General features: G+C 52.6%; 17 protein-coding genes and 4 pseudogenes. 12 read left to right on the top strand and 9 right to left on the bottom strand.

Annotated elements, in window-relative coordinates; genetic code table 11:
* Positions 1 to 123: 123 nt before the first annotated feature.
* The gene (gene nudK, locus ACUU1I_RS00195; RefSeq protein ID WP_001325569.1) at positions 124 to 699 is read right to left on the bottom strand and encodes a GDP-mannose pyrophosphatase NudK; all 576 of its coding nucleotides are present in this window, start codon (positions 697 to 699) and stop codon (positions 124 to 126) included.
* Positions 700 to 766: 67 nt separating this feature from the next.
* Positions 767 to 2739: pseudogene (gene aegA, locus ACUU1I_RS00190) on the bottom strand (formate-dependent uric acid utilization protein AegA).
* Positions 2740 to 2944: 205 nt separating this feature from the next.
* Between aegA and narQ the strand changes: the two are divergent.
* Both narQ and acrD read left to right on the top strand, forming a co-directional pair.
* Positions 2945 to 4668, top strand: a pseudogene (narQ, locus tag ACUU1I_RS00185) (nitrate/nitrite two-component system sensor histidine kinase NarQ).
* Between the two features lie 201 nt (positions 4669 to 4869).
* Entirely contained in the window at positions 4870 to 7983 is a 3114-nt protein-coding gene (acrD, locus tag ACUU1I_RS00180) for a multidrug efflux RND transporter permease AcrD (RefSeq protein ID WP_001263107.1), read from the top strand.
* Between the two features lie 98 nt (positions 7984 to 8081).
* Here acrD and ypfM read toward each other — a convergent pair whose 3' ends face one another.
* Positions 8082 to 8141, bottom strand: a complete 60-nt coding sequence (gene ypfM, locus ACUU1I_RS00175; RefSeq protein WP_001386977.1) for a protein YpfM — start codon at positions 8139 to 8141, stop codon at positions 8082 to 8084.
* A gap of 380 nt (positions 8142 to 8521) precedes the next feature.
* Between ypfM and ACUU1I_RS00170 the strand changes: the two genes are divergently transcribed.
* The 3 genes from ACUU1I_RS00170 to ACUU1I_RS00160 are packed head-to-tail and all read left to right on the top strand — an operon-like array spanning position 8522 to position 10237.
* Positions 8522 to 8878 (top strand): ArsC family reductase, encoded by a 357-nt coding sequence (locus tag ACUU1I_RS00170; protein ID WP_000258251.1) that lies wholly within the window; start codon positions 8522 to 8524, stop codon positions 8876 to 8878.
* A 3-nt stretch (positions 8879 to 8881) separates the two neighbouring features.
* Complete coding sequence (gene dapE, locus ACUU1I_RS00165; protein WP_001277800.1) at positions 8882 to 10009, top strand: succinyl-diaminopimelate desuccinylase; 1128 nt, start codon at positions 8882 to 8884, stop codon at positions 10007 to 10009.
* A 27-nt stretch (positions 10010 to 10036) separates the two neighbouring features.
* Positions 10037 to 10237 carry a YpfN family protein gene (locus tag ACUU1I_RS00160; RefSeq protein WP_000383836.1) on the top strand — a complete coding sequence of 67 codons (201 nt, stop codon included), beginning with the start codon at positions 10037 to 10039 and terminating at the stop codon, positions 10235 to 10237.
* A gap of 109 nt (positions 10238 to 10346) precedes the next feature.
* Here the strand turns inward: ACUU1I_RS00160 and ypfH are convergent, their stop codons facing one another.
* The 6 genes from ypfH to dapA all read right to left on the bottom strand — a co-directional run bounded on the left by ypfH (position 10347) and on the right by dapA (position 17035).
* The gene (ypfH, locus tag ACUU1I_RS00155) at positions 10347 to 11045 is read right to left on the bottom strand and encodes an esterase (RefSeq protein ID WP_000679818.1); all 699 of its coding nucleotides are present in this window, start codon (positions 11043 to 11045) and stop codon (positions 10347 to 10349) included.
* Between the two features lie 73 nt (positions 11046 to 11118).
* Positions 11119 to 13134 (bottom strand): tRNA cytosine(34) acetyltransferase TmcA, encoded by a 2016-nt coding sequence (gene tmcA / locus ACUU1I_RS00150; RefSeq protein ID WP_000829378.1) that lies wholly within the window; start codon positions 13132 to 13134, stop codon positions 11119 to 11121.
* Between the two features lie 14 nt (positions 13135 to 13148).
* A complete protein-coding gene (ypfJ, locus tag ACUU1I_RS00145) occupies positions 13149 to 14012 on the bottom strand; it encodes a KPN_02809 family neutral zinc metallopeptidase (RefSeq protein WP_001267497.1) in 864 nt (287 codons plus the stop codon).
* A 167-nt stretch (positions 14013 to 14179) separates the two neighbouring features.
* Positions 14180 to 14893 carry a phosphoribosylaminoimidazolesuccinocarboxamide synthase gene (purC, locus tag ACUU1I_RS00140; RefSeq protein WP_001295467.1) on the bottom strand — a complete coding sequence of 238 codons (714 nt, stop codon included), beginning with the start codon at positions 14891 to 14893 and terminating at the stop codon, positions 14180 to 14182.
* A 212-nt stretch (positions 14894 to 15105) separates the two neighbouring features.
* Positions 15106 to 16140 (bottom strand): outer membrane protein assembly factor BamC, encoded by a 1035-nt coding sequence (bamC, locus tag ACUU1I_RS00135; protein WP_005070195.1) that lies wholly within the window; start codon positions 16138 to 16140, stop codon positions 15106 to 15108.
* A gap of 16 nt (positions 16141 to 16156) precedes the next feature.
* On the bottom strand, positions 16157 to 17035 hold the full coding sequence (dapA, locus tag ACUU1I_RS00130; protein ID WP_001311023.1) for a 4-hydroxy-tetrahydrodipicolinate synthase: 879 nt from the start codon (positions 17033 to 17035) through the stop codon (positions 16157 to 16159).
* Positions 17036 to 17180: 145 nt separating this feature from the next.
* Between dapA and ACUU1I_RS00125 the strand changes: the two genes are divergently transcribed.
* The 7 genes and pseudogenes from ACUU1I_RS00125 (at position 17181) to hyfE (ending at position 24191) form a co-directional block, all read left to right on the top strand.
* Positions 17181 to 17753 carry a glycine cleavage system transcriptional repressor gene (locus ACUU1I_RS00125; RefSeq protein ID WP_000176187.1) on the top strand — a complete coding sequence of 191 codons (573 nt, stop codon included), beginning with the start codon at positions 17181 to 17183 and terminating at the stop codon, positions 17751 to 17753.
* A complete protein-coding gene (gene bcp / locus ACUU1I_RS00120) occupies positions 17753 to 18223 on the top strand; it encodes a thioredoxin-dependent thiol peroxidase (protein WP_001068682.1) in 471 nt (156 codons plus the stop codon). The genes ACUU1I_RS00125 and bcp overlap by 1 nt, the downstream gene beginning before the upstream one ends.
* A gap of 252 nt (positions 18224 to 18475) precedes the next feature.
* Positions 18476 to 19093, top strand: a complete 618-nt coding sequence (gene hyfA / locus ACUU1I_RS00115; protein WP_001379996.1) for a hydrogenase 4 subunit HyfA — start codon at positions 18476 to 18478, stop codon at positions 19091 to 19093.
* Positions 19093 to 21110: pseudogene (gene hyfB, locus ACUU1I_RS00110) on the top strand (hydrogenase 4 subunit B). The gene hyfA and the pseudogene hyfB overlap by 1 nt, the downstream one beginning before the upstream one ends.
* Before the next feature lie 10 nt (positions 21111 to 21120).
* Positions 21121 to 22073, top strand: a pseudogene (gene hyfC, locus ACUU1I_RS00105) (hydrogenase 4 subunit HyfC).
* A gap of 16 nt (positions 22074 to 22089) precedes the next feature.
* A complete protein-coding gene (gene hyfD, locus ACUU1I_RS00100) occupies positions 22090 to 23529 on the top strand; it encodes a hydrogenase 4 subunit HyfD (RefSeq protein ID WP_000429125.1) in 1440 nt (479 codons plus the stop codon).
* An 11-nt stretch (positions 23530 to 23540) separates the two neighbouring features.
* A complete protein-coding gene (hyfE, locus tag ACUU1I_RS00095; RefSeq protein WP_000147987.1) occupies positions 23541 to 24191 on the top strand; it encodes a hydrogenase 4 membrane subunit in 651 nt (216 codons plus the stop codon).

Raw genomic sequence — 24191 nt, 5'->3', positions numbered from 1 at the left:
ACGGTACGACCCCAGAAGTTCAAACAAACAGCACAAGTCGTATCTTCGTTGCGCAGGTAGCGCGGCTCAATCGGATTTGTCGGATTGAGCCAATAATAAACAACGAAATATTATTGCTATTTTTCAGTCCATTAAATGTGACATTTGCAAATAGTTAAGCAATAACACCGTCTTACCGTCACGTATCTCGCCGGTTTTGATCATCTCCAGCGCCTGGCTGAACGGCAGCTCGAGCACTTCAATATCTTCATCTTCAACACCGCCACCGGCGTTAGCGCGCTGATTGTCACTGTATTCGGCGATAAAAAAGTGGATTAGCTCAGTCACACCGCCAGGCGACATATACAGTTCAAATAATTTGCGCACTTCGCCCACTTCATAGCCCGTCTCTTCAATCGCTTCTTTACGAATGCACACTTCCGGTTCGTCGTTATCCAGCAGCCCGGCGCAGGTTTCAATCAGCTGCCCGCTTTCATTGCCATTAACCCAGGTAGCGACACGGAACTGACGAATCAGAACCACGCTCTTTTTCTTCGCGTTGTACAGGAGGATCGTCGCACCATTACCGCGATCGTAAACTTCACGTTTATGGCGGATAACTTCACCATCTTTGCGCGTGAGATCGTAAGTAATGTTGTGCAGGGTGAAATAGTTATCGGAGAGAATTTTGTCTTTAATGAGGGTGATTTGTTGCGTCATACCGACTCCACAGCGCGAAATGAACAATTATATTACGCTGTGAAGTCGGGTTTGTCTGCGCAGGCTATCAGTGAGATTTGACTGATTTTACCCCCAGCCAGTCAATAATCCCCTGTGCCGCATGACGTCCTTCTGCCATTGCGGTAACCACCAGATCCGCACCACGCACGGCGTCGCCACCGGCGAAGATTTTCGGATTGGTGGTCTGGTAACGGTACTGGCTTTCCACATCCGCGATGATGCGGCCCCATTTGTCTACCGTTACACCGTGCGACTCCAGCCACGGCATCCCGTGTGGATTGAAGCCAAACGCCATAATCACCGCATCGGCTGGCATGACAAATTCACTGCCCTCAATCGGTACAGGTCGCCGACGCCCCTGGGCATCCGGCTCGCCAAGACGCGTGCGCAGGAAACGAATTCCGCAAACGTGACCTTGCTCATTCAGCTCAAGCGCCACCGGCTGGACGTTAAATTCGAAGTTGGCCCCCTCTTCGCGGGCGTTCTTCACCTCTTTCTTCGAGCCTGGCATGTTAGCTTCATCACGACGATAAGCGCAGGTGACGTTACTCGCGCCGTGGCGCAGCGCAGTACGCACACAGTCCATCGCGGTGTCGCCGCCGCCCAGTACCACGACGTTAAGTCCGGCGGTATTGATAAACGGCTCTTCCGGTAGCTCTTCGAGCCCCATCACCTGTTTAGTGTTGGCAATGATGAACGGCAGCGCGTCATAAACGCCCGGCGTATCTTCATTGGGTAAACCCGCTTTCATGGAACGGTAAGTGCCTACGCCAACGAAGACCGCGTCGTATTGTTCCAAAAGCGAATCCAAAGAGACATCTTTACCCACTTCACAATTGAGTTCGAAGTGAATCCCCATCGCGCTGAAGATTTCCCGACGGCGTGCCAGCAGGGATTTATCCAGTTTGAAAGAAGGAATGCCGAAAGTGAGCAAGCCACCGATTTCTGGATGGCGATCGTACACCGTCACCGCCACGCCATTGCGGGTCAGAACATCCGCACAGGCCAGCCCTGCCGGACCTGCCCCGATAATCGCCACCCGCTTGTCCACTTTGGTGACATGACTTAAGTCAGGACGCCAACCTTTCGCCAACGCCTGATCTGAAATATAGCGTTCAATGTTGCCGATAGTTACCGCGCCGTGCTCATCGCGAATAGTACAGGCACCTTCACACAAACGGTCTTGCGGACAAACGCGTCCGGTAATTTCCGGCAGGGTGTTGGTCTGGTGAGAAAGCTCGACGGCGGCGTCGATGTTTCCGGCTTTCACCAGTTCAATCCACTGCGGAATATGGTTATGCAGCGGGCAGGTCCATTCACAAACGCTGTGCTCGCCGAACTTAAGGCAGCGCGAGGCTTCCCGTTGTGCCTGGTCGGCGCGAAATGGCAGATAAATTTCATCAAAACCGGTTTTGCGCGCTTCAATCGCCAGTTTATCCGGCTCGCCACGCGCGGGCGTTGCCTGCATTTGTTCGACTTTACTCATTACCGGCATTTCTTGTGCAGCGGTACTGGCATGCCACGGTTGATGCTCCTGACGTGCGGTGCGCAAGCGGCGGGATTTCGCCATGCCGGAGAGTGCGACGTCAGTGACCAGTTGCAGCGCGTCCGCCGGGCAATTCTCGACACAGGCAGGACCGTTTTCGCGCCCTGCACAAAGGTCGCATTTATGCGCCGTGGCTTTTACTTTTCCTGCCGCGACGGGTGTCAGGACGATTTGCATCGTACCAAACGGACAGGCCACCACGCAGGATTTACAGCCAATACACTTTTGCTGATTGACCTGAATGCTGTCATCAACGTGGCTGATTGCGCCATTAGGGCAGCTACGGGCGCATCTTCACAATGGTGACAGGTCACTGCACTACGTTGCTGCTGATGTTTGATAACCGTAATTCGGGGATGAAAATGGTGTTGGCTCAGGACATGTTGCTCATCATTGTGAGCCATGACACAGGCGATTTCACAAGCATGACAACCCAGACATTGCTGACTGTTGGCCATAATAAAACGATTCATAACGACCTTCTTTTTTGGTTGTAAAAACCTTATTCTTTATATGAGTGTTGTTATTACCCGACTTACAGGGGAACCGGCAATGTTCATGTGCCCAGAATAAGTAACTATTTCGCTATAAACTGTGGCAGATCAAATAATCCCATCACTGACTAAATTGCGTTTCAGCGAACTGGAACATTAATGATTTTTTGTGGAGAAGACGCGTGTGATTGTTAAACGCCCCGTCTCGGCCAGTCTGGCCCGGGCCTTTTTTTACATTGTGCTGCTGTCGATTCTTTCCACGGGTATCGCTCTGCTAACTCTGGCGAGCAGTTTGCGCGACGCTGAGGCTATCAATATTGCCGGATCGCTGCGTATGCAGAGTTACCGCCTGGGCTACGACTTGCAAAGTGGCAGTCCACAACTCAATGCACATCGCCAGTTGTTTCAGCAGGCACTGCATTCACCGGTATTAACCAACCTCAACGTCTGGTATGTGCCAGAAGCAGTAAAAACTCGCTATGCGCATCTGAATGCCAACTGGCTGGAGATGAATAATCGGCTCAGCAAGGGCGATTTGCCGTGGTATCAGGCCAATATTAATAATTATGTTAATCAGATAGACCTGTTCGTGCTGGCTTTACAGCACTACGCTGAACGCAAAATGCTGCTGGTGGTGGCGATTTCCCTGGCTGGCGGTATCGGTATTTTCACGCTGGTCTTTTTTACTTTGCGCCGCATACGCCATCAGGTGGTTGCCCCGCTGAATCAGCTGGTTACCGCCAGTCAGCGTATTGAACACGGGCAGTTCGACTCGCCGCCGCTGGATACCAGTCTGCCGAATGAGCTTGGTCTGCTTGCAAAAACCTTTAACCAAATGTCGAGCGAGCTGCATAAATTGTACCTTTCGCTGGAGGCGTCAGTAGAAGAAAAGACCCGCGATCTCCACGAGGCCAAGCGTCGTCTGGAGGTGTTGTATCAGTGCAGTGTTCCCAGGCGCTGAACACCAGCCAGATTGATGTGCATTGTTTCCGCCATATTTTGCAGATTGTTCGCGACAATGAAGCAGCTGAATATCTGGAGCTGAACGTTGGGGATAACTGGCGGATTAGCGAAGGGAAGCCAAACCCTGAGCAGCCAATGCAGATTTTACCGGTGACAATGCAAGAGACGGTTTACGGCGAACTGCACTGGCAAAATAGTCACGTTTCATCATCAGAACCGCTGCTTAACAGTGTTTCATCGATGCTGGGACGCGGTTTGTACTTTAATCAGGCGCAGAAGCATTTTCAGCAGTTATTGTTGATGGAAGAACGTGCGACCATCGCCCGCGAATTGCACGACTCGCTGGCTCAGGTGCTTTCTTACTTACGTATCCAGTTGACGTTACTGAAGCGTTCGATACCGGAAGATAACGCCACCGCACAAAGTATCATGGCCGATTTTTCCCAGGCGTTGAATGATGCTTATCGGCAGTTACGCGAGCTGTTGACTACTTTCCGCCTGACGCTGCAGCAGGCGGATCTCCCCTCCGCGTTGAGGGAAATGCTGGATACGTTACAAAATCAAACCAGCGCTAAACTGACCCTCGACTGCCGTCTGCCAACCCTGGCACTGGATGCGCAAATGCAGGTGCATTTGTTGCAAATTATTCGCGAAGCGGTGCTGAATGCGATGAAGCACGCCAACGCCAGCGAAATCGCCATCAGTTGCGTCACCGCGCCGGACGGCAATCACACGGTTTATATCCGTGATAACGGGATTGGTATCGGTGAACCGAAAGAACCCGAAGGTCATTATGGACTGAATATCATGCGCGAACGCGCGGAACGGCTGGGCGGGACGCTGACTTTTTCACAACCTTCCGGCGGCGGCACGTTAGTGAGTATTAGCTTTCGCTCCGCAGAGGGTGAGGGGAAGGGGAAGGGGAACACGCCGGCTGAGGTGTAAATAATTACCCTCACACCGGCCCTCTCCCTTTAAAGGCGAGAGGGAAAAACGTGCCCATATTGACCTGTAAGCGAGTGTGTCAGCAATCTCATGATAATTTACATTAACTCCTTTTTTTCTCCACGATTGGCTCGTACCTTGCCGCTACAGTGAAGCAAGTCAAGCCTACAACAATACGCAGAAACACGAGGTCCTCTTTTAATGGCGAATTTCTTTATTGATCGCCCCATTTTTGCCTGGGTGCTGGCAATCCTGTTGTGTCTGACAGGTACCCTGGCGATTTTTTCATTGCCCGTTGAACAATACCCCGATCTCGCGCCACCGAATGTGCGAGTGACCGCTAACTATCCCGGCGCATCGGCCCAGACGCTGGAAAACACCGTGACCCAGGTTATCGAGCAAAATATGACCGGCCTCGATAATCTGATGTATATGTCATCTCAGAGCAGTGGCACCGGTCAGGCATCTGTCACTTTAAGTTTTAAAGCAGGCACCGATCCGGACGAAGCCGTGCAGCAAGTACAAAACCAGCTGCAATCAGCCATGCGAAAGTTACCGCAGGCGGTGCAAAATCAGGGCGTGACGGTGCGTAAAACCGGCGATACCAACATTCTGACCATTGCCTTCGTCTCTACCGATGGCTCGATGGATAAACAGGATATTGCTGATTATGTTGCCAGTAATATTCAGGACCCGTTAAGCCGCGTGAATGGCGTCGGGGATATCGATGCCTATGGTTCGCAATATTCCATGCGTATCTGGCTGGACCCGGCGAAACTCAACAGTTTCCAGATGACGGCTAAAGATGTCACTGATGCCATTGAGTCACAGAACGCGCAGATTGCGGTTGGGCAACTTGGTGGTACACCTTCCGTCGATAAGCAGGCGCTCAACGCCGCCATTAACGCCCAGTCACTGCTGCAAACACCAGAACAGTTCCGCGATATCACCTTGCGGGTGAATCAGGACGGCTCAGAGGTAAGGCTGGGCGATGTCGCCACCGTCGAAATGGGGGCGGAGAAATACGATTATCTTAGCCGCTTCAATGGTAAGCCAGCCTCCGGGTTGGGGGTAAAACTGGCCTCCGGCGCAAACGAAATGGCGACAGCGGAGCTGGTGCTCAATCGTCTCGACGAGCTGGCGCAGTATTTCCCGCACGGACTGGAATACAAGGTGGCGTATGAAACCACCTCGTTTGTTAAAGCCTCCATTGAAGACGTGGTGAAAACGCTGCTGGAAGCTATCGCTCTGGTTTTCCTCGTTATGTATCTGTTCCTGCAAAACTTCCGCGCCACGCTGATACCCACTATCGCCGTGCCGGTGGTGTTGATGGGAACCTTCTCCGTACTTTACGCCTTCGGTTACAGCGTCAACACCTTAACCATGTTCGCGATGGTGCTGGCGATCGGTCTGCTGGTGGATGACGCCATCGTGGTGGTGGAAAACGTCGAACGTATTATGAGTGAGGAAGGACTCACTCCTCGCGAAGCCACACGTAAATCGATGGGGCAGATCCAGGGGGCACTGGTCGGGATTGCGATGGTGCTTTCGGCGGTATTTGTACCAATGGCCTTCTTCGGCGGCACCACCGGTGCCATCTATCGCCAGTTCTCTATTACCATTGTTGCGGCGATGGTGCTGTCAGTACTGGTAGCGATGATCCTCACTCCGGCTCTGTGTGCCACGCTACTTAAGCCACTGAAAAAAGCTGAGCATCACGGGCAAAAAGGTTTTTTTGCCTGGTTTAACCAGATGTTTAACCGCAACGCCGAACGCTACGAAAAAGGGGTGGCGAAAATTCTCCACCGTAGCCTGCGCTGGATTGTGATTTATGTCCTGCTGCTTGGCGGCATGGTGTTCCTGTTCCTGCGTTTGCCGACGTCGTTCTTACCGCTGGAAGACCGGGGCATGTTTACTACCTCGGTACAATTGCCCAGCGGTTCAACCCAACAACAGACCCTGAAAGTCGTTGAGCAAATCGAGAAATATTACTTCATCCATGAAAAAGACAACATCATGTCGGTGTTTGCCACCGTTGGTTCTGGCCCTGGGGGTAACGGGCAAAACGTGGCGAGAATGTTTATCCGCCTGAAAGACTGGAGCGAACGCGACAGTAAGACCGGCACCTCGTTTGCCATTATCGAGCGTGCAACGAAGGCGTTTAACCAAATTAAAGAAGCTCGCGTTATCGCCAGCAGCCCACCAGCAATTAGCGGTCTTGGTAGTTCTGCAGATTTTGATATGGAGTTGCAGGACCACGCTGGAGCGGGTCACGATGCGCTGATGGCAGCACGTAATCAGTTGCTGGCGCTGGCGGCGGAAAACCCGGAGCTAACCCGTGTGCGCCATAACGGCCTCGATGACAGTCCGCAGTTGCAGATTGATATCGACCAGCGTAAAGCTCAGGCGCTGGGCGTTGATATCGACGATATTAACGACACACTGCAAACCGCCTGGGGTTCGAGCTATGTGAATGACTTTATGGATCGCGGTCGCGTGAAGAAAGTCTATGTGCAGGCAGCTGCGCCGTATCGCATGCTGCCAGATGACATCAATCTCTGGTATGTCCGAAATAAAGATGGCGGCATGGTGCCCTTCTCTGCTTTCGCGACCTCACGCTGGGAAACAGGCTCGCCGCGTCTGGAACGCTATAACAGTTATTCTGCGGTTGAGATTGTTGGGGAAGCCGCACCGGGGGTCAGTACCGGTACGGCGATGGATATTATGGAATCGTTAGTGAAGCAGCTGCCAAACGGCTTTGGTCTGGAGTGGACGGCGATGTCGTATCAGGAGCGGCTTTCCGGCACGCAGGCTCCGGCGCTGTACGCCATTTCCTTGCTGGTGGTATTCCTGTGTCTGGCGGCATTGTATGAAAGCTGGTCGGTACCGTTCTCGGTAATGCTGGTCGTGCCGCTGGGGGTAATCGGCGCGCTGCTGGCAACCTGGATGCGCGGGCTGGAAAACGACGTTTACTTCCAGGTGGGCCTGTTAACGGTCATTGGTTTATCGGCGAAAAACGCCATCCTGATCGTCGAGTTTGCTAACGAGATGAACCAAAAAGGCCACGACCTGTTTGAAGCGACGCTCCACGCCTGCCGTCAGCGTTTACGCCCGATTCTGATGACCTCGCTGGCATTTATCTTCGGCGTATTGCCAATGGCAACCAGCACGGGTGCCGGTTCCGGTGGTCAGCATGCGGTGGGTACTGGCGTAATGGGCGGGATGATTTCAGCTACTATTCTGGCTATTTACTTCGTGCCGCTGTTCTTTGTGCTGGTGCGCCGCCGCTTCCCGCTGAAGCCGCGCCCGGAATAAGCAATAAAAAAGGCGACATGCCAATGTGTCGCCTTTTTCAACTTTCCGATTAAGAACCTGCTCAGCGGGTTCTTGCTGTTTATACTTTGTCTCAGGAATTACTTACGAAGCATAACTTCGATAAAGTCTTTCCAGTTCCCCAGTTCACGTTCAATCATAACAACCTCTCTTATAATTATGGGTATTCTACGGAAAAAATATACCGTGGTGAAGCTAATTTACTCGATTGCTGCGATGACTACCTCCGGGGGACAAACCTTATGTAAATACTATGGTCCTGCGGTGATAATTTGTATGTGATACACAGCAACATTTCGAGATATTCATACGGCATCTAATACTTATTTAATTCTGGTTAAAATACAGACAGATAACAAGATGAATATTCTTAATGTTTACGTTAAAAATGTTTAATATTATTTAATAGTTGTTAATTTGAATACTTCGATAATGTTATATTTTCTGATAATCATTTGCAGGCAAAATGTTTTCACCCTTAAATGAGTATTTATTCTCATAAATCGAAAAAGGATTCATTATGGTTACACTTTACGGCATCAAAAATTGTGACACCATTAAAAAGGCTCGCCGTTGGCTGGAAGCCAATAACATCGACTATCGTTTTCATGATTACCGCGTCGATGGGCTGGACAGCGAATTATTGAACGGTTTTATCAACGAATTAGGCTGGGAAGCGTTACTCAACACCCGTGGTACAACCTGGCGTAAACTGGACGAAACTACCCGCAATAAAATCACCGATGCGGCCTCTGCGGCGGCATTAATGACTGAAATGCCTGCAATTATCAAACGTCCATTGCTCTACGCGCCTGGTAAGCCTATGCTGCTGGGTTTCAGTGATTCCAGTTATCAGCAATTTTTCCATGAGGTGTAGTCTATGTCGTGCCCGGTTATTGAGCTGACACAACAGCTTATTCGCCGCCCTTCCCTGAGTCCTGATGACGCAGGATGTCAGGCTTTGTTGATTGAACGTTTGCAGGCGATCGGTTTTACCGTTGAACGCATGGATTTTGCCGATACGCAGAATTTTTGGGCATGGCGTGGGCAAGGTGAAACGTTAGCCTTTGCCGGGCATACCGACGTGGTGCCGCCTGGCGACGCCGATCGTTGGATCAATCCGCCGTTTGAACCCACCATTCGTGACGGCATGTTATTCGGGCGCGGTGCGGCAGATATGAAAGGCTCGCTGGCGGCGATGGTGGTAGCAGCAGAACGTTTTGTCGCACAACATCCCAACCATACGGGGCGACTGGCATTTCTGATCACTTCTGATGAAGAAGCCAGTGCCCACAACGGTACGGTAAAAGTCGTCGAGGCGTTAATGGCACGTAATGAGCGTCTCGATTACTGCCTGGTCGGCGAACCGTCGAGTATCGAAGTGGTAGGTGATGTGGTGAAAAATGGTCGTCGCGGATCGTTAACCTGCAACCTCACCATTCATGGCGTTCAGGGGCATGTTGCCTACCCACATCTGGCTGACAATCCGGTACATCGCGCAGCACCTTTCCTTAATGAATTAGTGGCTATTGAGTGGGATCAGGGCAATGAATTCTTCCCGGCGACCAGTATGCAGATTGCCAATATTCAGGCGGGAACGGGCAGTAACAATGTTATTCCGGGTGAACTGTTTGTGCAGTTTAACTTCCGCTTCAGCACCGAACTGACTGATGAGATGATCAAAGCGCAGGTACTTGCCCTGCTTGAAAAACATCAACTGCGCTATACGGTGGATTGGTGGCTTTCCGGGCAGCCATTTTTGACCGCGCGCGGTAAACTGGTGGATGCGGTCGTTAACGCGGTTGAGCACTATAATGAAATTAAACCGCAGCTACTGACCACAGGCGGAACGTCCGACGGGCGCTTTATTGCTCGCATGGGGGCGCAGGTGGTGGAACTCGGGCCGGTCAATGCCACTATTCATAAAATTAATGAATGTGTGAACGCTGCCGACCTGCAGCTACTTGCCCGTATGTATCAACGTATCATAGAACAGCTCGTCGCGTGATGAGTGGTTCTGCAAGAGGAAATAAGCATGGACTGGCTGGCTAAATATTGGTGGATTCTGGTGATTGTCTTTTTGGTCGGCGTCCTGCTGAACGTGATTAAAGATCTCAAGCGCGTCGACCATAAGAAATTTCTCGCCAACAAGCCGGAGCTTCCCCCGCATCGTGATTTCAACGATAAGTGGGACGATGACGACGACTGGCCGAAAAAGGATCAACCGAAGAAGTAAGCTGAGTGCTCAACCGTAGGCCGGATAAGGCGTTAACGCCGCATCCGGCAATGGTGAACGATGCCTGATGCGACGCTCACGCGTCTTATCAGGCCAGGTAATCTGTCTTTTACATCATTTCAATCACATCATCATCGCCAGGCTTACCGCCACTTAGCGCTTGGTCGAAATAATGTTTCGGAATGGTATAACGCAAGTGATCCAGGGCAAATTGCATACTGCGATTGTCGATCGCATGGCCTAAATCCTCCACGATATCCAGCGTCACGTCACCACCGGCACTGATTAACGCTTCCTGCGCCGCAACTGCATGCGCCAGATCGATAACCGGATCTTCACCACCATGAATCAAGTGAATTGTCGTGGCTGTAGACGCGGTCTCCGGCAGGCTCGCATAGCGTCCGTTAAAGGCAATGACGCGCGAAGCAAGGCCCGGTTCGGCTTTAATGCTCTCCAGCGCCATAATCGCGCCTTGTGAGAAACCAATTAGCGCCGTGGCGTTAGCCCCTACTCCGCTCTGTTTCTGCCAGTAGCGTACCGTTTCAATAAACGTCGGCATGATGGCATCCACACGCGCCTGGCGATTATCTTCCGTAATACCCTGCACTGAAAACCACTGACGCCCCGCCGGATTACCGCTCGGCTCCGCGCCACCGACACTCACCACCAGCGCATCAGGAAACAGCGGTGCAAACCAGCTGCCTATTTCCCCCATTGCCACCGGGTTATCCCCGACACCGTGGAAAAGCAGTAACAACTGTTGTGCAGGTTTATCCGGGCTTTGAACAACAAAATGGTCATGTTTCATGGCGAACTCCTTAACTGATGTCATTAATTTTACGCCGCTGACTCACAATGACCATGGGAGAAAATTGAAGGAGTCAGTGAAAAAATTGCCATTGCGTTATGCGATCGCGCAGACGCTCAGTGCGAACCTCATTTAGTGCGAACAGCGCCTGCGCGGCCTCTTCCCGCTGGCGAACCAGTAACATCTTGCGGCCTGAAAGTTTAAGTGTGGTACATAACTGCGCGTCACTGGCGTTTTTCTGTAAACACCCACGCAGCGCCGGTAATGCCAGTTCACTGGTTTGTAGCAGACGCAATAAGCAACCTAACGATGTTAATAGCGGACGATGAGCGAAAGCAAAACCGGCCAGTTCAAGCCAGTCGTCGTCAGAAAGGATGGCATCGTTTAGTGGATCAACAGGAAGCATTTCGCCATTCCACTGCGCGAGAGCTTGCGCATCGCGACGTAAACGGTAATGCTCACGTTCAGCCAGCTGTTTACCCGCATCACTCATCGGTAACAGCGCCATCGCCGTATAGCAACCGCTGCTGGCTTCCCGATGATTACCCATCCGCACCAGCACAAAACCGCAGCGTTGCCAGAAACGCCATAACTCCCCAGTGTAACCAAAACTCACCGAAAGATAGTCGAGGTCATGCGTATATTGCAAAGCTCCAGCAATAAGTTGCCGCCCTGTGCCTTCCCGCTGACGAGCCGGATGAACTGCTATCCGGCTAACCCGCCTTCCGCGCAATGTCGCCGCCAGTGGATTGCTGCCGTGCGCCGCCAGCGACTGGGCCACCAGATTACCCCGCGGGCGACGAAAACCTGCCCATACCGCCTGACTGAGTTCTTGAGATAATCCGCCCTCATCCACCAGCCACAACGCCCCGGCAATCTCGTTTTCGCCAGCCGCCTGTAAAAAATGTTGCCCTAGTGCATCCATCATCCGGCGTAAATCCAGCGGCGAGGTCCGGTAGTGCGCACCAGACAATAACTGATAAACCTTTAACGGCGTTTCTGGCTCGCTTCGCCATAACGTTTGTTCAAATGCGGAAATGACGATATTGCCTTGTGGTGTATGGGTGAAGTTTTCATCGTTAAAAACCAGTGCCTCACTAACCATTTTTTCCAGCGGGCATCCCTGTGCCCAGCGGATCGGCTGTTGCAGTTCAAAACGGTGTAAATGCGGAAAGCGAGCGCAAAATTTCAGCAAAAAACCACGTCCGGTACCTTCGTAGCCCTGCACCGTAGTGGTTAACAACGTTCGAGGAAAACGCGATACCAGTTGATGCAACAACGGCGCAGGTATGGCTGCGGCTTCGTCGACCACCAGCCAGTCGGCTTGCTCATCGCTGGCTAACAAGGCATCCGGTGCAATAAAGCGAAACTTCTCGCCCGCAAATTGTGCCAGTACATCCGTTGCCGCTTTTGCGGGCGCGGTGACAATCGCACTGCCCGCAATACGAGAAATGAGTTGCCCTGCCAACGCCGACTTACCGCGCCCACGCGCAGCCGTTACCGCTGCCACGCCCGGCGGCATGGTCAGTAGCTGCTGTAAGAGTTGCTGTTGTTCTGGTTGTGGTGCGCCGGTCGCGGGGTGCCAGTCAGTACGGGGAGTAAAATGCGCCAACGAGAACGGCTGGTTTTGCCGCCAGAGGATAGCGTCGTTATCCGCCGTAAGTACGCGTTTGAGATGCTGGACAAAATGCGGCGTCGCAATAGGGTCAGGGCAATCACTCCAGCGCAGCGAGTCGGCATCAGGTTGGTTTTCCCACTCTTCCCATACAGGGAGTAACAAAACCAGCCAGCTTCCCGCTTTCAACGTTCCGCTAAGTGCTGCAAAGGCAGCGGCATCAAAGCCGTGGCGGGCGTCGAATACCGCATGCCGGAACTCGCGCCCAAGTAAAGTTTGTAGCGCCGAGGGTGAACAGTGGTTTTCAGCATCTAGCTGCGGCGAAATCCACAGCCAGTCGCCAGGTAAGGCATCACGCAACTTAAGAGCATGATCAAAACACCAACCCTCTTCTCCGCTCAACACCAGCAAGCGGCAGATCCCTTCACGTTTCATTTGCGCTGTTAATGTGTAAAGCGCAGTCAGTTCAGCCATCCCTGCCCCGGAAATTAAATGCTTTTACCAAAAGTATTGCATTGTGCCGGATCGCCGCTGTCGAAACCACGTTTAAACCAGCTGCAGCGTTGCTGAGAAGTGCCATGTGTGAAACTGTCTGGTACTACTCGCCCCTGACTTTGCTGTTGTAAACGGTCATCGCCGATGGCCTGCGCCGCATTCAGCGCCTCTTCCAGATCGCCAGTTTCCAGAACGCCTTGCTGCTGCATACTATGCCCCCAGACACCGGCAAAACAGTCGGCCTGGAGTTCCATACGCACAGATAAGCGGTTTACTTCCGCCTGCGTCGCGTTTTGTTGCAGTTGACGAACTTTCGGCTCGATGCCTAACAGTTTCTGCACATGATGACCGACTTCATGGGCGATAACGTACCCCTGGGCAAAATCGCCATCCGCGCCAAGTTTGTCTTTCATGTCATCATAGAAGGAGAGATCGATATAAACTGTGCCATCCGCCGGGCAATAGAACGGCCCCATAATGGACTGGCCCGCCCCGCAGCCGGTGCGCGTCATTCCACGGTACATGACCAGCTTCGGTTGCTGATAGGTCTTACCCATCTTTTCGAACTGTTGTCCCCAGGTGTCTTCCGTGGTTGCCAGAATCACCGAGGTGAATTTTGCGGCTTCGTCTTCATTAGGGCTAATTGACCGCGTTGATTGTTGTTGAGAAACCGGCTGCCCGGTCATCAACCCGGTTAAATCAACGCCATAGTAGCCTGCAACCAGCACGACTATCAGTAAAATCAGCCCGCCTTTACCGCTCGGCAGACGGAAACCGGGACCGCCCATTGACGGACCGCCAGAGCTGTTGCGCCTGTCTTCAACATTGTCACTTTCACGTCGCCCTTGCCAACGCATAGATACCTCAACAATATATTCATTATAGAAATGATCGTAGGTGGTTCAGAGGAAGATTACCACAGGAAAGCGGGATGAAATGGCGGAGGAATGAGCGTTCAATGCATATATTCCGAGAGCGGTTGTCTTGCCGTGCCAGCTGCACGGCAAGATGATGAACAGAAAAATCAGTCCAGCTGTACACCCAGGCGGCGGGCGACGGCTTCATAGGCTTCGATCAGGCCACCGAGGCTCTGGCGGAAACGGTCTTTGTCCATTTTCTCCAGTGTTTCTTTGTCCCACAGGCGGCTGCCGTCCGGGGAGAACTCATCGCCCAGTACCACTTCACCTTTGTACAGACCAAACTCCAGCTTGAAGTCGACCAGAATCAGACCAGCATCATCGAACAGTTTTTTCAGCACGTCGTTCGCTTTGTAGGTCAGCTCTTTCATACGTGCCAGGTTCTCTTTGCTCACCCAGCCAAAGGTTTCGCAGTAAGATTCGTTGACCATCGGATCGTGCATGGCATCGTTTTTCAGGAACAGATCGAACAGCGGCGGGTTCAGCTCAATACCTTCTTCGATTCCAAGACGTTTCACCAGAGAGCCAGCAGCACGGTTACGCACGACACACTCAACCGGCACCATATCCAGCTTTTTCACCAGACATTCGGTATCGGAGAGCAGACGCTCCATTTGAGTCGGGATACCCGCTTCAGCCAGTTTGCTCATAATGAAGTAGTTGAACTTGTTGTTCACCATACCTTTGCGATCAAACTGCTCAATGCGCGCGCCATCCCCTGCTGACGTATCATTGCGGAATTCGAGCACCAACAGGTCCGGGTTTTCCGTGCTGTATACGGTTTTCGCTTTACCACGATACAACTCAGCTTGCTTTTGCATCTTTATCACTCCTGGGTGTGAATTAACGTTTTAAAATCTTTTGCTGTCTGGTGTGCCGGATGTTTTTTCGGATGCGGCGTGAACGCCTTATCCGAACTACGTCCGACAAACAAATTTCGTGCGAATTACCGCTAAAATCGCGTTTTCCTGCCGACGCACACGTTTGCGTATCATATCAGAAAAAAGGGCCGGATGATTCCAGCCCTGTATTTTTACTTGCTAAACGCAGCCTGGAAGACAGCTACCAGCGCGTCGTTCTGACTCTGAGTCAGAGTATGACCTTTCGGATCGATGAACTGTAGGCTGCTGCGGTTATCTAAATCGCCAACCTGCAGTTTATAGTCACCGGATGCCAGGCCTGGATCGCTCGCGCCCAGTTCCTGCCAGTCGCTGTCAGACAGCGGCTTATAAGTTACGGCCATGTTGCCCTGCGAACGGGTGCTGTCGGTCACTTTCATGCCCACTTTTTCCAGCGACGCTGGCAGACGTTGCCAAACCACATTGAACGGCCCGCGTACGACCAGCATTGGTAAACCGGTGTCATCAGCTGCACTTTGTACGTCCATAGTGGTGGAGGCACGATTTTGCGCAGCGTTCGCGGCGTCAGTGGCAGATTTATCCAGACCGGCGGAAATAACGTTCATCATCTCCGTGCTGTAACGCTGCATGGAAGCCGCGTCTGCAACCGGTTTGCCCGCCTGTTCCAGGTTCAGCAGTTTAACCGTAACCGCCTGCTGATAACCCTGCGGCTTAACAGAGATTTGATAACGACCACGATACTGCTCGTCTTCGTCCAGACGGTTCCATTGTACCCAATCGGTGGTCAGTGTCTGACCAGCATCATCACGTTGGGTGATGGTGTAGTTTTTCGCCTGCAGCACGCTAACCACCTGCGGCCACAGAGTATTGCCACGACCATTTTCCACCAGCAATGAAGCGGTATCGCCCGTGAACTGGGTACGCGCGCCAGAAACCAGTGCCAGCGGCTGGGCTGGTGGACGAATGTCCAGCGCCTTACCGACAGCACCACTACCGTTGGTCACCGGGATTGCATAATCACCGGAGGTCACCGGCAAAATCATTCCAGCCGGGGCATGAAGCTCCGCAAGCGGTGCCGCTTCCAGGTAGGCTTCATCACCACTGACCTGACGCTTATAGCGTGAGTCAGAACTACAGGCAGCGAGTAATAAAACAAGCGAAACACCCGCAACCTTTGCCAGGCGCGACTTTTGAACAGAGTAAGCCATCAAATCTCCCTAAACTTTACAGCAAACCGGCATGCTTAAGCGCCGCTCTGACCGTCTCACGACCACTGTCGGTGATTGGTGTCATTGGCAGGCGCAGCGTATCGGTCGCCACAAGACCCAGTTCCTTACATGCCCATTTCACCGGGATTGGATTGGGTTCGACAAATAGTTTGTTGTGTAATGGCATCAGACGCTGATTAATAACGCGTGCCTCGGCAAAATGCCCTTCTGCTGCCAGTTTGCACATCTGGGCCATATCACGCGCTGCGACGTTAGCCGTAACGGAAATAACCCCATGACCGCCCAATTGCATGAAGTCCAGCGCGCTCGCATCATCGCCGCTCAGCAGAACAAAATCATCTGAAACCAGCTCTTTGATCTGGTTTACACGCGTTAAGTTCCCTGTTGCCTCTTTGATTCCGATAATATTTTTTACTTTCGCCAGACGGCCCACCGTTTCCGGGAGCAGATCGCAGCCAGTACGGGACGGCACATTATACAGAATTTGCGGCAGGTCAGTATGCTCAGCGATGGCTTTGAAATGCTGATACAAACCTTCTTGCGACGGACGATTGTAGTAAGGGGTTACCGTCAGGCAGCCGACGATACCACTGTCATTGAAGCGCTGCGTCAGGCTAATGGCTTCCGCAGTAGCGTTAGCGCCGGTCCCGGCAATTACCGGAATGCGCCCATCAGCCAGATCCAGCGTCATCATCACCACATCAGCATGTTCGTCATGATTTAAGGTAGCGGACTCGCCAGTGGTGCCAACAGAAACGATCGCCGAAGTACCGCTGGCGACATGATAATCAATCAGTTTTTTCAAGCTAGCCCGACAGACATTACCTTTTTCATCCATCGGAGTAACAATCGCGACAATACTTCCCGTGAACATGGGCCATCCTCTGTGCAAACAAGTGCCTCAATGGTACGTTTGGTATGGCATTAAAAGCAAGCAGACAGAACCGTTCTGATTGTTGTATGCATGATTTTTTTATGCTTTCCTTAAGAACAACTCACCCCTTAAAGGAATAACCAGTTTGACACTGTCATCGCAACATTATCTGGTGATCACTGCGTTGGGTGCCGATCGCCCTGGAATTGTGAACACCATCACCCGTCATGTCAGTAGTTGCGGCTGTAATATTGAAGACAGTCGCCTGGCGATGCTGGGAGAAGAGTTCACGTTTATCATGCTGCTTTCCGGTTCATGGAATGCCATCACTCTGATTGAATCAACGTTACCGTTGAAAGGTGCCGAACTGGATCTTTTAATCGTGATGAAGCGCACGACGGCGCGTCCGCGTCCGCCAATGCCAGCATCTGTCTGGGTTCAGGTCGATGTTGCAGACTCCCCGCATTTAATTGAACGCTTCACAGCACTTTTCGACGCGCATCATATGAACATTGCGGAGCTGGTGTCGCGCACACAACCTGCTGAAAATGAACGGGCTGCGCAGTTGCATATTCAGATAACCGCCCACAGCCCCGCATCTGCGGACGCAGCAAATATTGAGCAAGCGTTCAAAGCCCTATGTACAGAACTCAATGCACAAGGCAGTATTAACGTCGTCAATTATTCCCAACATGATGAACAGGATGGAGTTAAGTAATGAATCCACTGAAAGCCGGTGATATCGCACCGAAATTTAGCTTGCCGGATCAAGACGGAGAACAAGTTAATTTGACCGACTTCCAGGGACAGCGTGTTCTGGTTTATTTCTACCCGAAAGCCATGACCCCCGGCTGTACCGTACAGGCCTGCGGCTTACGCGATAACATGGATGAGTTGAAAAAAGCGGGCGTTGATGTGCTGGGTATCAGCACCGATAAACCCGAAAAACTCTCCCGTTTTGCGGAAAAAGAGCTGCTTAACTTTACGCTCCTGTCTGATGAGGACCACCAGGTGTGCGAACAATTCGGCGTCTGGGGTGAAAAGTCCTTCATGGGCAAAACCTACGATGGTATTCATCGCATCAGCTTCCTGATTGACGCTGATGGCAAAATCGAACATGTCTTTGACGATTTCAAAACCAGCAATCACCACGACGTTGTGCTGAACTGGCTGAAAGAACACGCCTGATTACTTTGCTCCATTCCGTGCTGGCTGCGCTTGCGGCCAGCATACCTCACTTCTCGTGATCAAGATCACATTCTCGCTTTCCCCTGCGACACGGGTGTCGAATCCATTTTTTGCTGAACGTTAATGACCATCATTTTTGTACCGTTCAGAATCCAGTTAATACATAACTTATTGAATAGATTGAGTTAATCAGAATGGCACCCTTTATGCAATATGAAATGCAATGTTTCATATCATTTTCAAGGAGCCGACATGAACCGCTTTGTGGTGGCCGAACCACTGTGGTGTACAGGATGTAATACCTGTCTCGCTGCCTGTTCGGACGTGCATAAAACGCAAGGTTTACAGCAACACCCGCGCCTGGCCCTGGCGAAGACGTCAACAATCACTGCCCCTGTCGTGTGTCATCACTGTGAGGAAGCCCCTTGCCTGCAGGTCTGCCCGGTCAATGCCATCTCTCAGAGGGATGATGCGATCCAACTCAACGAAAGCCTCTGTATTGGCTGCAAGCTTTGCGCCGTGGTCTGCCCATTTGGCGCAATCAGCGCTTCAGGAAGCCGTCCGGTGAATGCCCATGCGCAATATGTTTTTCAGGCTGAAGGCTCACTCAAAGACGGCGAAGAAAACGTGCCGCCCCAACATGCGTTGCTGCGCTGGGAACCGGGTGTCCAGACCGTCGCGGTGAAATGCGACCTGTGTGATTTCTTGCCAGAAGGTCCGGCCTGCGTTCGCGCTTGCCCGAATCAGGCGTTACGGCTGATCACCGACGATAGCCTGCAACGTCAGATGAAAGAAAAACAGCGCCTTGCCGCAAGCTGGTTTGCCAATGGCGGGGAGGATCCCCTTTCCCTCACTCAGGAGCAACACTAATGGATGCCCTGCAATTATTAACCTGGTCGCTGATCCTCTATCTGTTTGCCAGTCTGGCTTCGCTGTTTTTACTCGGTCTGGACAGACTGGCTATTAAGCTTTCCGGCATCACATCGCTGGTGGGCGGCGTGATTGGCATCATCAGCGGAATTACGCAATTACATGCTGGTGTAACTTTAGTCGCCCATTTTGCCACCCCTTTTGACTTTGCCGATTTAACCCTGCGAATGGATAGCCTCTCGGCATTTATGGTGCTGGTTATCTCCTTGCTGGTGGTGGTTTGTTCGCTCTATTCATTGACTTATATGCGCGAATACGAGGGCAAAGGCGCGGCGGCGATGGGCTTCTTTATGAATCTTTTCATCGCATCGATGGTTGCCCTGCTGGTGATGGACAACGCTTTTTGGTTCATCGTGCTGTTTGAAATGATGTCGCTGTCTTCCTGGTTTCTGGTCATTGCCAGGCAGGATAAAACGTCGATCAACGCTGGCATGCTCTACTTTTTTATCGCCCACGCCGGATCGGTGCTGATTATGATCGCCTTCTTGCTGATGGGGCGCGAAAGCGGCAGCCTCGATTTTGCCAGTTTCGCACGCTTTCACTTTCTCCGGGGCTGGCGTCGGCGGTGTTTCTGCTGGCCTTTTTCGGTTTTGGCGCGAAAGCCGGGATGATGCCGTTGCACAGCTGGTTGCCGCGCGCTCACCCTGCCGCACCATCGCACGCTTCGGCGTTGATGTCTGGCGTAATGGTCAAAATCGGTATTTTCGGCATCCTGAAAGTAGCGATGGATCTGCTGGCGCAAACGGGTTTGCCTCTGTGGTGGGGCATTCTGGTGATGGCGATCGGCGCAATCTCCGCGCTCCTGGGCGTGCTATATGCGCTGGCGGAACAGGATATCAAACGGCTGCTGGCCTGGAGTACCGTCGAAAACGTCGGCATTATTTTGCTGGCAGTCGGTGTGGCGATGGACGGTCTGTCACTGCACGACCCGCTGCTCACCGTGGTTGGACTGCTCGGCGCACTGTTTCATCTGCTCAACCATGCGCTGTTCAAAGGGCTGCTATTTCTCGGCGCGGACGCGATTATTTCGCGTTTGCATACCCACGACATGGAAAAAATGGGGGCACTGGCGAAACGGATGCCGTGGACAGCCGCAGCATGCCTGATTGGTTGCCTCGCGATATCAGCCATTCCTCCGCTGAATGGTTTTATCAGCGAATGGTACACCTGGCAGTCGCTGTTCTCACTAAGTCGTGTGGAAGCCGTAGCGCTACAACTTGCGGGTCCTATTGCTATGGTAATGCTGGCAGTCACTGGTGGGCTGGCAGTAATGTGCTTCGTCAAAATGTACGGTATTACTTTCTGTGGTGCGCCGCGCAGTACACACGCTGAAGAGGCACAGGAAGTGCCAAATACGATGATCGTCGCCATGCTACTGCTCGCGGCACTCTGCGTATTAATTGCGCTTAGTGCCAGTTGGCTGGCACCGAAGATAATGCATATTGCCCATGCGTTTACCAATACCCCTCCCGTCACTGTCGCCAGCGGAATAGCACTTGTACCCGGCACGTTTCATACACGGGTCACTCCTTCATTACTGTTGCTGTTACTACTGGCGATGCCTTTGCTGCCAGGCCTTTACTGGCTGTGGTGTCGTTCGCGCCGCGCAGCGTTTCGTCGCACAGGAGATGCCTGGGCATGCGGCTACGGCTGGGAAAACGCGATGGCTCCGTCAGGCAATGGCGTGATGCAGCCGCTGCGTGTGGTCTTCTCTGCGTTATTTCGTCTACGACAACAGCTCGACCCTACGCTGAGGCTAAATAAAGGTCTTGCGCACGTCACCGCCAGGGCTCAGAGCACAGAACCCTTCTGGGATGAGCGGGTGATCCGCCCCATCGTGAGCGCCACCCAACGGCTGGTCAAAGAAATACAGCATCTGCAAAGCGGCGACTTTCGTCTCTATTGCCTGTATGTGGTCGCCGCACTGGTTGTGCTGCTAATCGCTATTGCCGTCTAAGGAAATCACCATGAGACAAACTCTTTGCGACGGATATCTGGTCATTTTTGCGTTAGCACAGGCCGTGATTCTGCTGATGCTAACCCCACTTTTTACGGGTATTTCCCGGCAGATACGCGCGCGTATGCACTCCCGCCGCGGGCCGGGGATCTGGCAGGATTATCGCGATATCCACAAACTGTTTAAACGCCAGGAAGTTGCGCCGACATCTTCAGGTCTGATGTTCCGCCTGATGCCGTGGGTATTAATCAGCAGCATGCTGGTGCTGGCGATGGCCTTACCACTATTTATTACCGTTTCCCCTTTTGCGGGCGGCGGCGATCTGATCACCCTTATCTATCTTCTTGCCCTGTTTCGTTTTTTCTTTGCTCTTTCCGGGCTGGATACCGGAAGTCCGTTTGCGGGAGTCGGTGCCAGTCGCGAGTTGACGCTCGGCATTCTGGTCGAACCAATGCTTATTCTCTCACTGCTGGTATTGGCGCTGATAGCAGGTTCCACGCATATCGAGATGATCAGCAATACGCTGGCGATGGGCTGGAACTCGCCGCTAACCACCGTACTGGCGTTACTGGCCTGTGGTTTTGCCTGCTTCATTGAGATGGGAAAAATTCCCTTTGATGTTGCTGAAGCAGAACAGGAATTACAGGAAGGCCCGCTGACCGAATATTCCGGTGCCGGGCTGGCGCTAGCGAAATGGGGGCAGGGGCTGAAACAGGTCGTGATGGCAGCACTGTTTGTGGCCCTGTTTCTGCCCTTTGGGCGCGCGCAAGAACTTTCTCTCGCCTGCCTGCTGACTTCACTTGTCGTTACGCTGCTCAAGGTTTTGCTGATTTTTGTACTGGCCTCAATCGCAGAAAACACGCTGGCACGCGGGCGTTTTTTACTCATTCACCATGTGACCTGGCTTGGCTTGGCTTCAGCCTTGCTGCGCTTGCATGGGTCTTCTGGTTAACCGGTCTGTAAGGAGCACTGACGGAATATGGAAAATCTTGCTCTGACGACGTTAATGCTGCCTTTTATCGGCGCACTGGTCGTTTCGTTTTCGCCACAACGTCGGGCCGCCGAATGGGGGGTTTTGTTCGCCGCGCTGACCACGCTGTGCATGTTGTCGCTGATCTCCGCGTTTTATCAGGCCGATAAAGTTGCCGTCACGTTGACGTTGGTCAACGTGGGGGATGTGGCATTGTTTGGCCTGGTCATTGATCGCGTGAGTACGCTGATTCTGTTTGTGGTGGTGTTTCTCGGTTTGCTGGTCACGATCTACTCCACGGGTTATCTGACGGATAAAAATCGCGAACACCCGCATAACGGCACGAATCGTTATTACGCATTTTTGCTGGTGTTTATCGGCGCGATGGCGGGACTGGTACTCTCCTCGACGCTGCTCGGTCAGTTGTTGTTTTTTGAAATTACGGGCGGCTGCTCCTGGGCGTTGATCAGTTATTACCAGAGCGATAAAGCGCAGCGTTCAGCACTAAAAGCGTTGCTTATCACCCATATCGGTTCGTTGGGGTTGTATCTTGCCGCCGCCACGCTGTTTTTGCAGACCGGAACGTTTGTGCTTAGCGCGATGAGCGAGTTACATGGCGACGCACGTTATCTGGTTTATGGCGGCATCCTGTTTGCCGCGTGGGGGAAATCGGCCCAGCTACCGATGCAAGCGTGGCTACCGGACGCAATGGAAGCGCCAACACCGATCAGCGACTATCTCCACGCCGCATCGATGGTGAAAGTGGGCGTTTACATTTTTGCCCGCGCCATTATCGACGGCGGCAATATCCCGCATGTGATTGGCGGCGTTGGCATGGTCATGGCACTGGTCACCATTCTTTATGGCTTTCTGATGTATTTGCCACAGCAGGATATGAAGCGGTTGCTGGCCTGGTCGACCATCACTCAACTTGGCTGGATGTTCTTCGGCTTGTCGCTCTCCATCTTCGGCTCGCGGCTGGCGCTGGAGGGTAGCATCGCCTACATCGTCAACCACGCGTTCGCTAAAAGCCTGTTTTTCCTTGTAGCAGGTGCGCTGAGTTACAGCTGCGGCACGCGCTTGTTGCCGCGTCTGCGTGGCGTATTGCACACCCTGCCGTTGCCAGGCGTGGGTTTCTGCGTGGCAGCGCTGGCAATTACCGGTGTGCCGCCGTTCAACGGCTTCTTCAGTAAATTCCCGCTGTTTGCCGCCGGTTTTGCGTTGTCAGTGGAGTACTGGATCCTGCTGCCCGCCATGATTCTGCTGATGATTGAATCGGTCGCCAGTTTCGCCTGGTTTATTCGCTGGTTTGGTCGCGTCGTGCCGGGCAAACCGAGCGAGGCCGTCGCCGATGCCGCACCGCTGCCAGGGTCAATGCGCCTGGTGTTGATTGTACTGATTGTGATGTCGCTGATTTCCAGCGTAATCGCCGCGACCTGGTTGCAGTAAGGAGATGATGAATGACCGGTTCTATGATCGTAAATAATCTGGCGGGACTGATGATGCTGACATCGCTGTTTGTGATTAGCGTCAAAAGCTATCGCCTGTCATGCGGATTTTACGCCTGCCAGTCGCTGGTGCTGGTGTCTATTTTCGCCACTCTCTCGTGCCTGTTCGCCGCAGAGCAACTGCTGATCTGGTCCGCCAGCGCCTTTATCACCAAAGTGCTGCTGGTACCGTTAATCATGACTTACGCTGCACGAAATATTCCCCAGAACATCCCGGAAAAAGCGTTATTCGGTCCGGCAATGATGGCACTGCTCGCGGCGTTAATTGTCCTGCTTTGCGCATTTGTCGTTCAGCCCGTGAAGCTACCGATGGCTACCGGGCTGAAACCGGCGCTGGCGGTAGCGTTAGGTCATTTTCTGCTTGGCCTGCTGTGCATTGTCAGCCAGCGCAATATCCTGCGGCAAATTTTTGGTTACTGCCTGATGGAAAACGGCTCCCATCTGGTGCTGGCGCTTCTTGCCTGGCGAGCACCGGAACTGGTGGAAATAGGTATCGCTACCGACGCCATCTTCGCCGTCATTGTGATGGTGTTACTGGCAAGAAAAATATGGCGTACCCACGGCACGCTGGACGTGAACAACTTGACCGCGCTGAAGGGATAA

This window comes from Shigella sp. SIG3 (genome assembly GCF_053555855.1).
Note: the sequence above shows the minus strand (reverse complement) of the source record. Positions and strands in the feature narration are given on the sequence as shown.

Excerpts from the sequence above, each read along its gene's own strand:
- nudK (WP_001325569.1), bottom strand. The coding sequence starts at position 699 with ATGACGCAACAAATCACCCTCATTAAAGACAAAATTCTCTCCGATAAC.
- acrD (WP_001263107.1), top strand. The coding sequence starts at position 4,870 with ATGGCGAATTTCTTTATTGATCGCCCCATTTTTGCCTGGGTGCTGGCA.
- ACUU1I_RS00170 (WP_000258251.1), top strand. The coding sequence starts at position 8,522 with ATGGTTACACTTTACGGCATCAAAAATTGTGACACCATTAAAAAGGCT.
- dapE (WP_001277800.1), top strand. The coding sequence starts at position 8,882 with ATGTCGTGCCCGGTTATTGAGCTGACACAACAGCTTATTCGCCGCCCT.
- ACUU1I_RS00160 (WP_000383836.1), top strand. The coding sequence starts at position 10,037 with ATGGACTGGCTGGCTAAATATTGGTGGATTCTGGTGATTGTCTTTTTG.
- ypfH (WP_000679818.1), bottom strand. The coding sequence starts at position 11,045 with ATGAAACATGACCATTTTGTTGTTCAAAGCCCGGATAAACCTGCACAA.
- tmcA (WP_000829378.1), bottom strand. The coding sequence starts at position 13,134 with ATGGCTGAACTGACTGCGCTTTACACATTAACAGCGCAAATGAAACGT.
- ypfJ (WP_001267497.1), bottom strand. The coding sequence starts at position 14,012 with ATGCGTTGGCAAGGGCGACGTGAAAGTGACAATGTTGAAGACAGGCGC.
- purC (WP_001295467.1), bottom strand. The coding sequence starts at position 14,893 with ATGCAAAAGCAAGCTGAGTTGTATCGTGGTAAAGCGAAAACCGTATAC.
- bamC (WP_005070195.1), bottom strand. The coding sequence starts at position 16,140 with ATGGCTTACTCTGTTCAAAAGTCGCGCCTGGCAAAGGTTGCGGGTGTT.
- dapA (WP_001311023.1), bottom strand. The coding sequence starts at position 17,035 with ATGTTCACGGGAAGTATTGTCGCGATTGTTACTCCGATGGATGAAAAA.
- bcp (WP_001068682.1), top strand. The coding sequence starts at position 17,753 with ATGAATCCACTGAAAGCCGGTGATATCGCACCGAAATTTAGCTTGCCG.
- hyfA (WP_001379996.1), top strand. The coding sequence starts at position 18,476 with ATGAACCGCTTTGTGGTGGCCGAACCACTGTGGTGTACAGGATGTAAT.
- hyfD (WP_000429125.1), top strand. The coding sequence starts at position 22,090 with ATGGAAAATCTTGCTCTGACGACGTTAATGCTGCCTTTTATCGGCGCA.
- hyfE (WP_000147987.1), top strand. The coding sequence starts at position 23,541 with ATGACCGGTTCTATGATCGTAAATAATCTGGCGGGACTGATGATGCTG.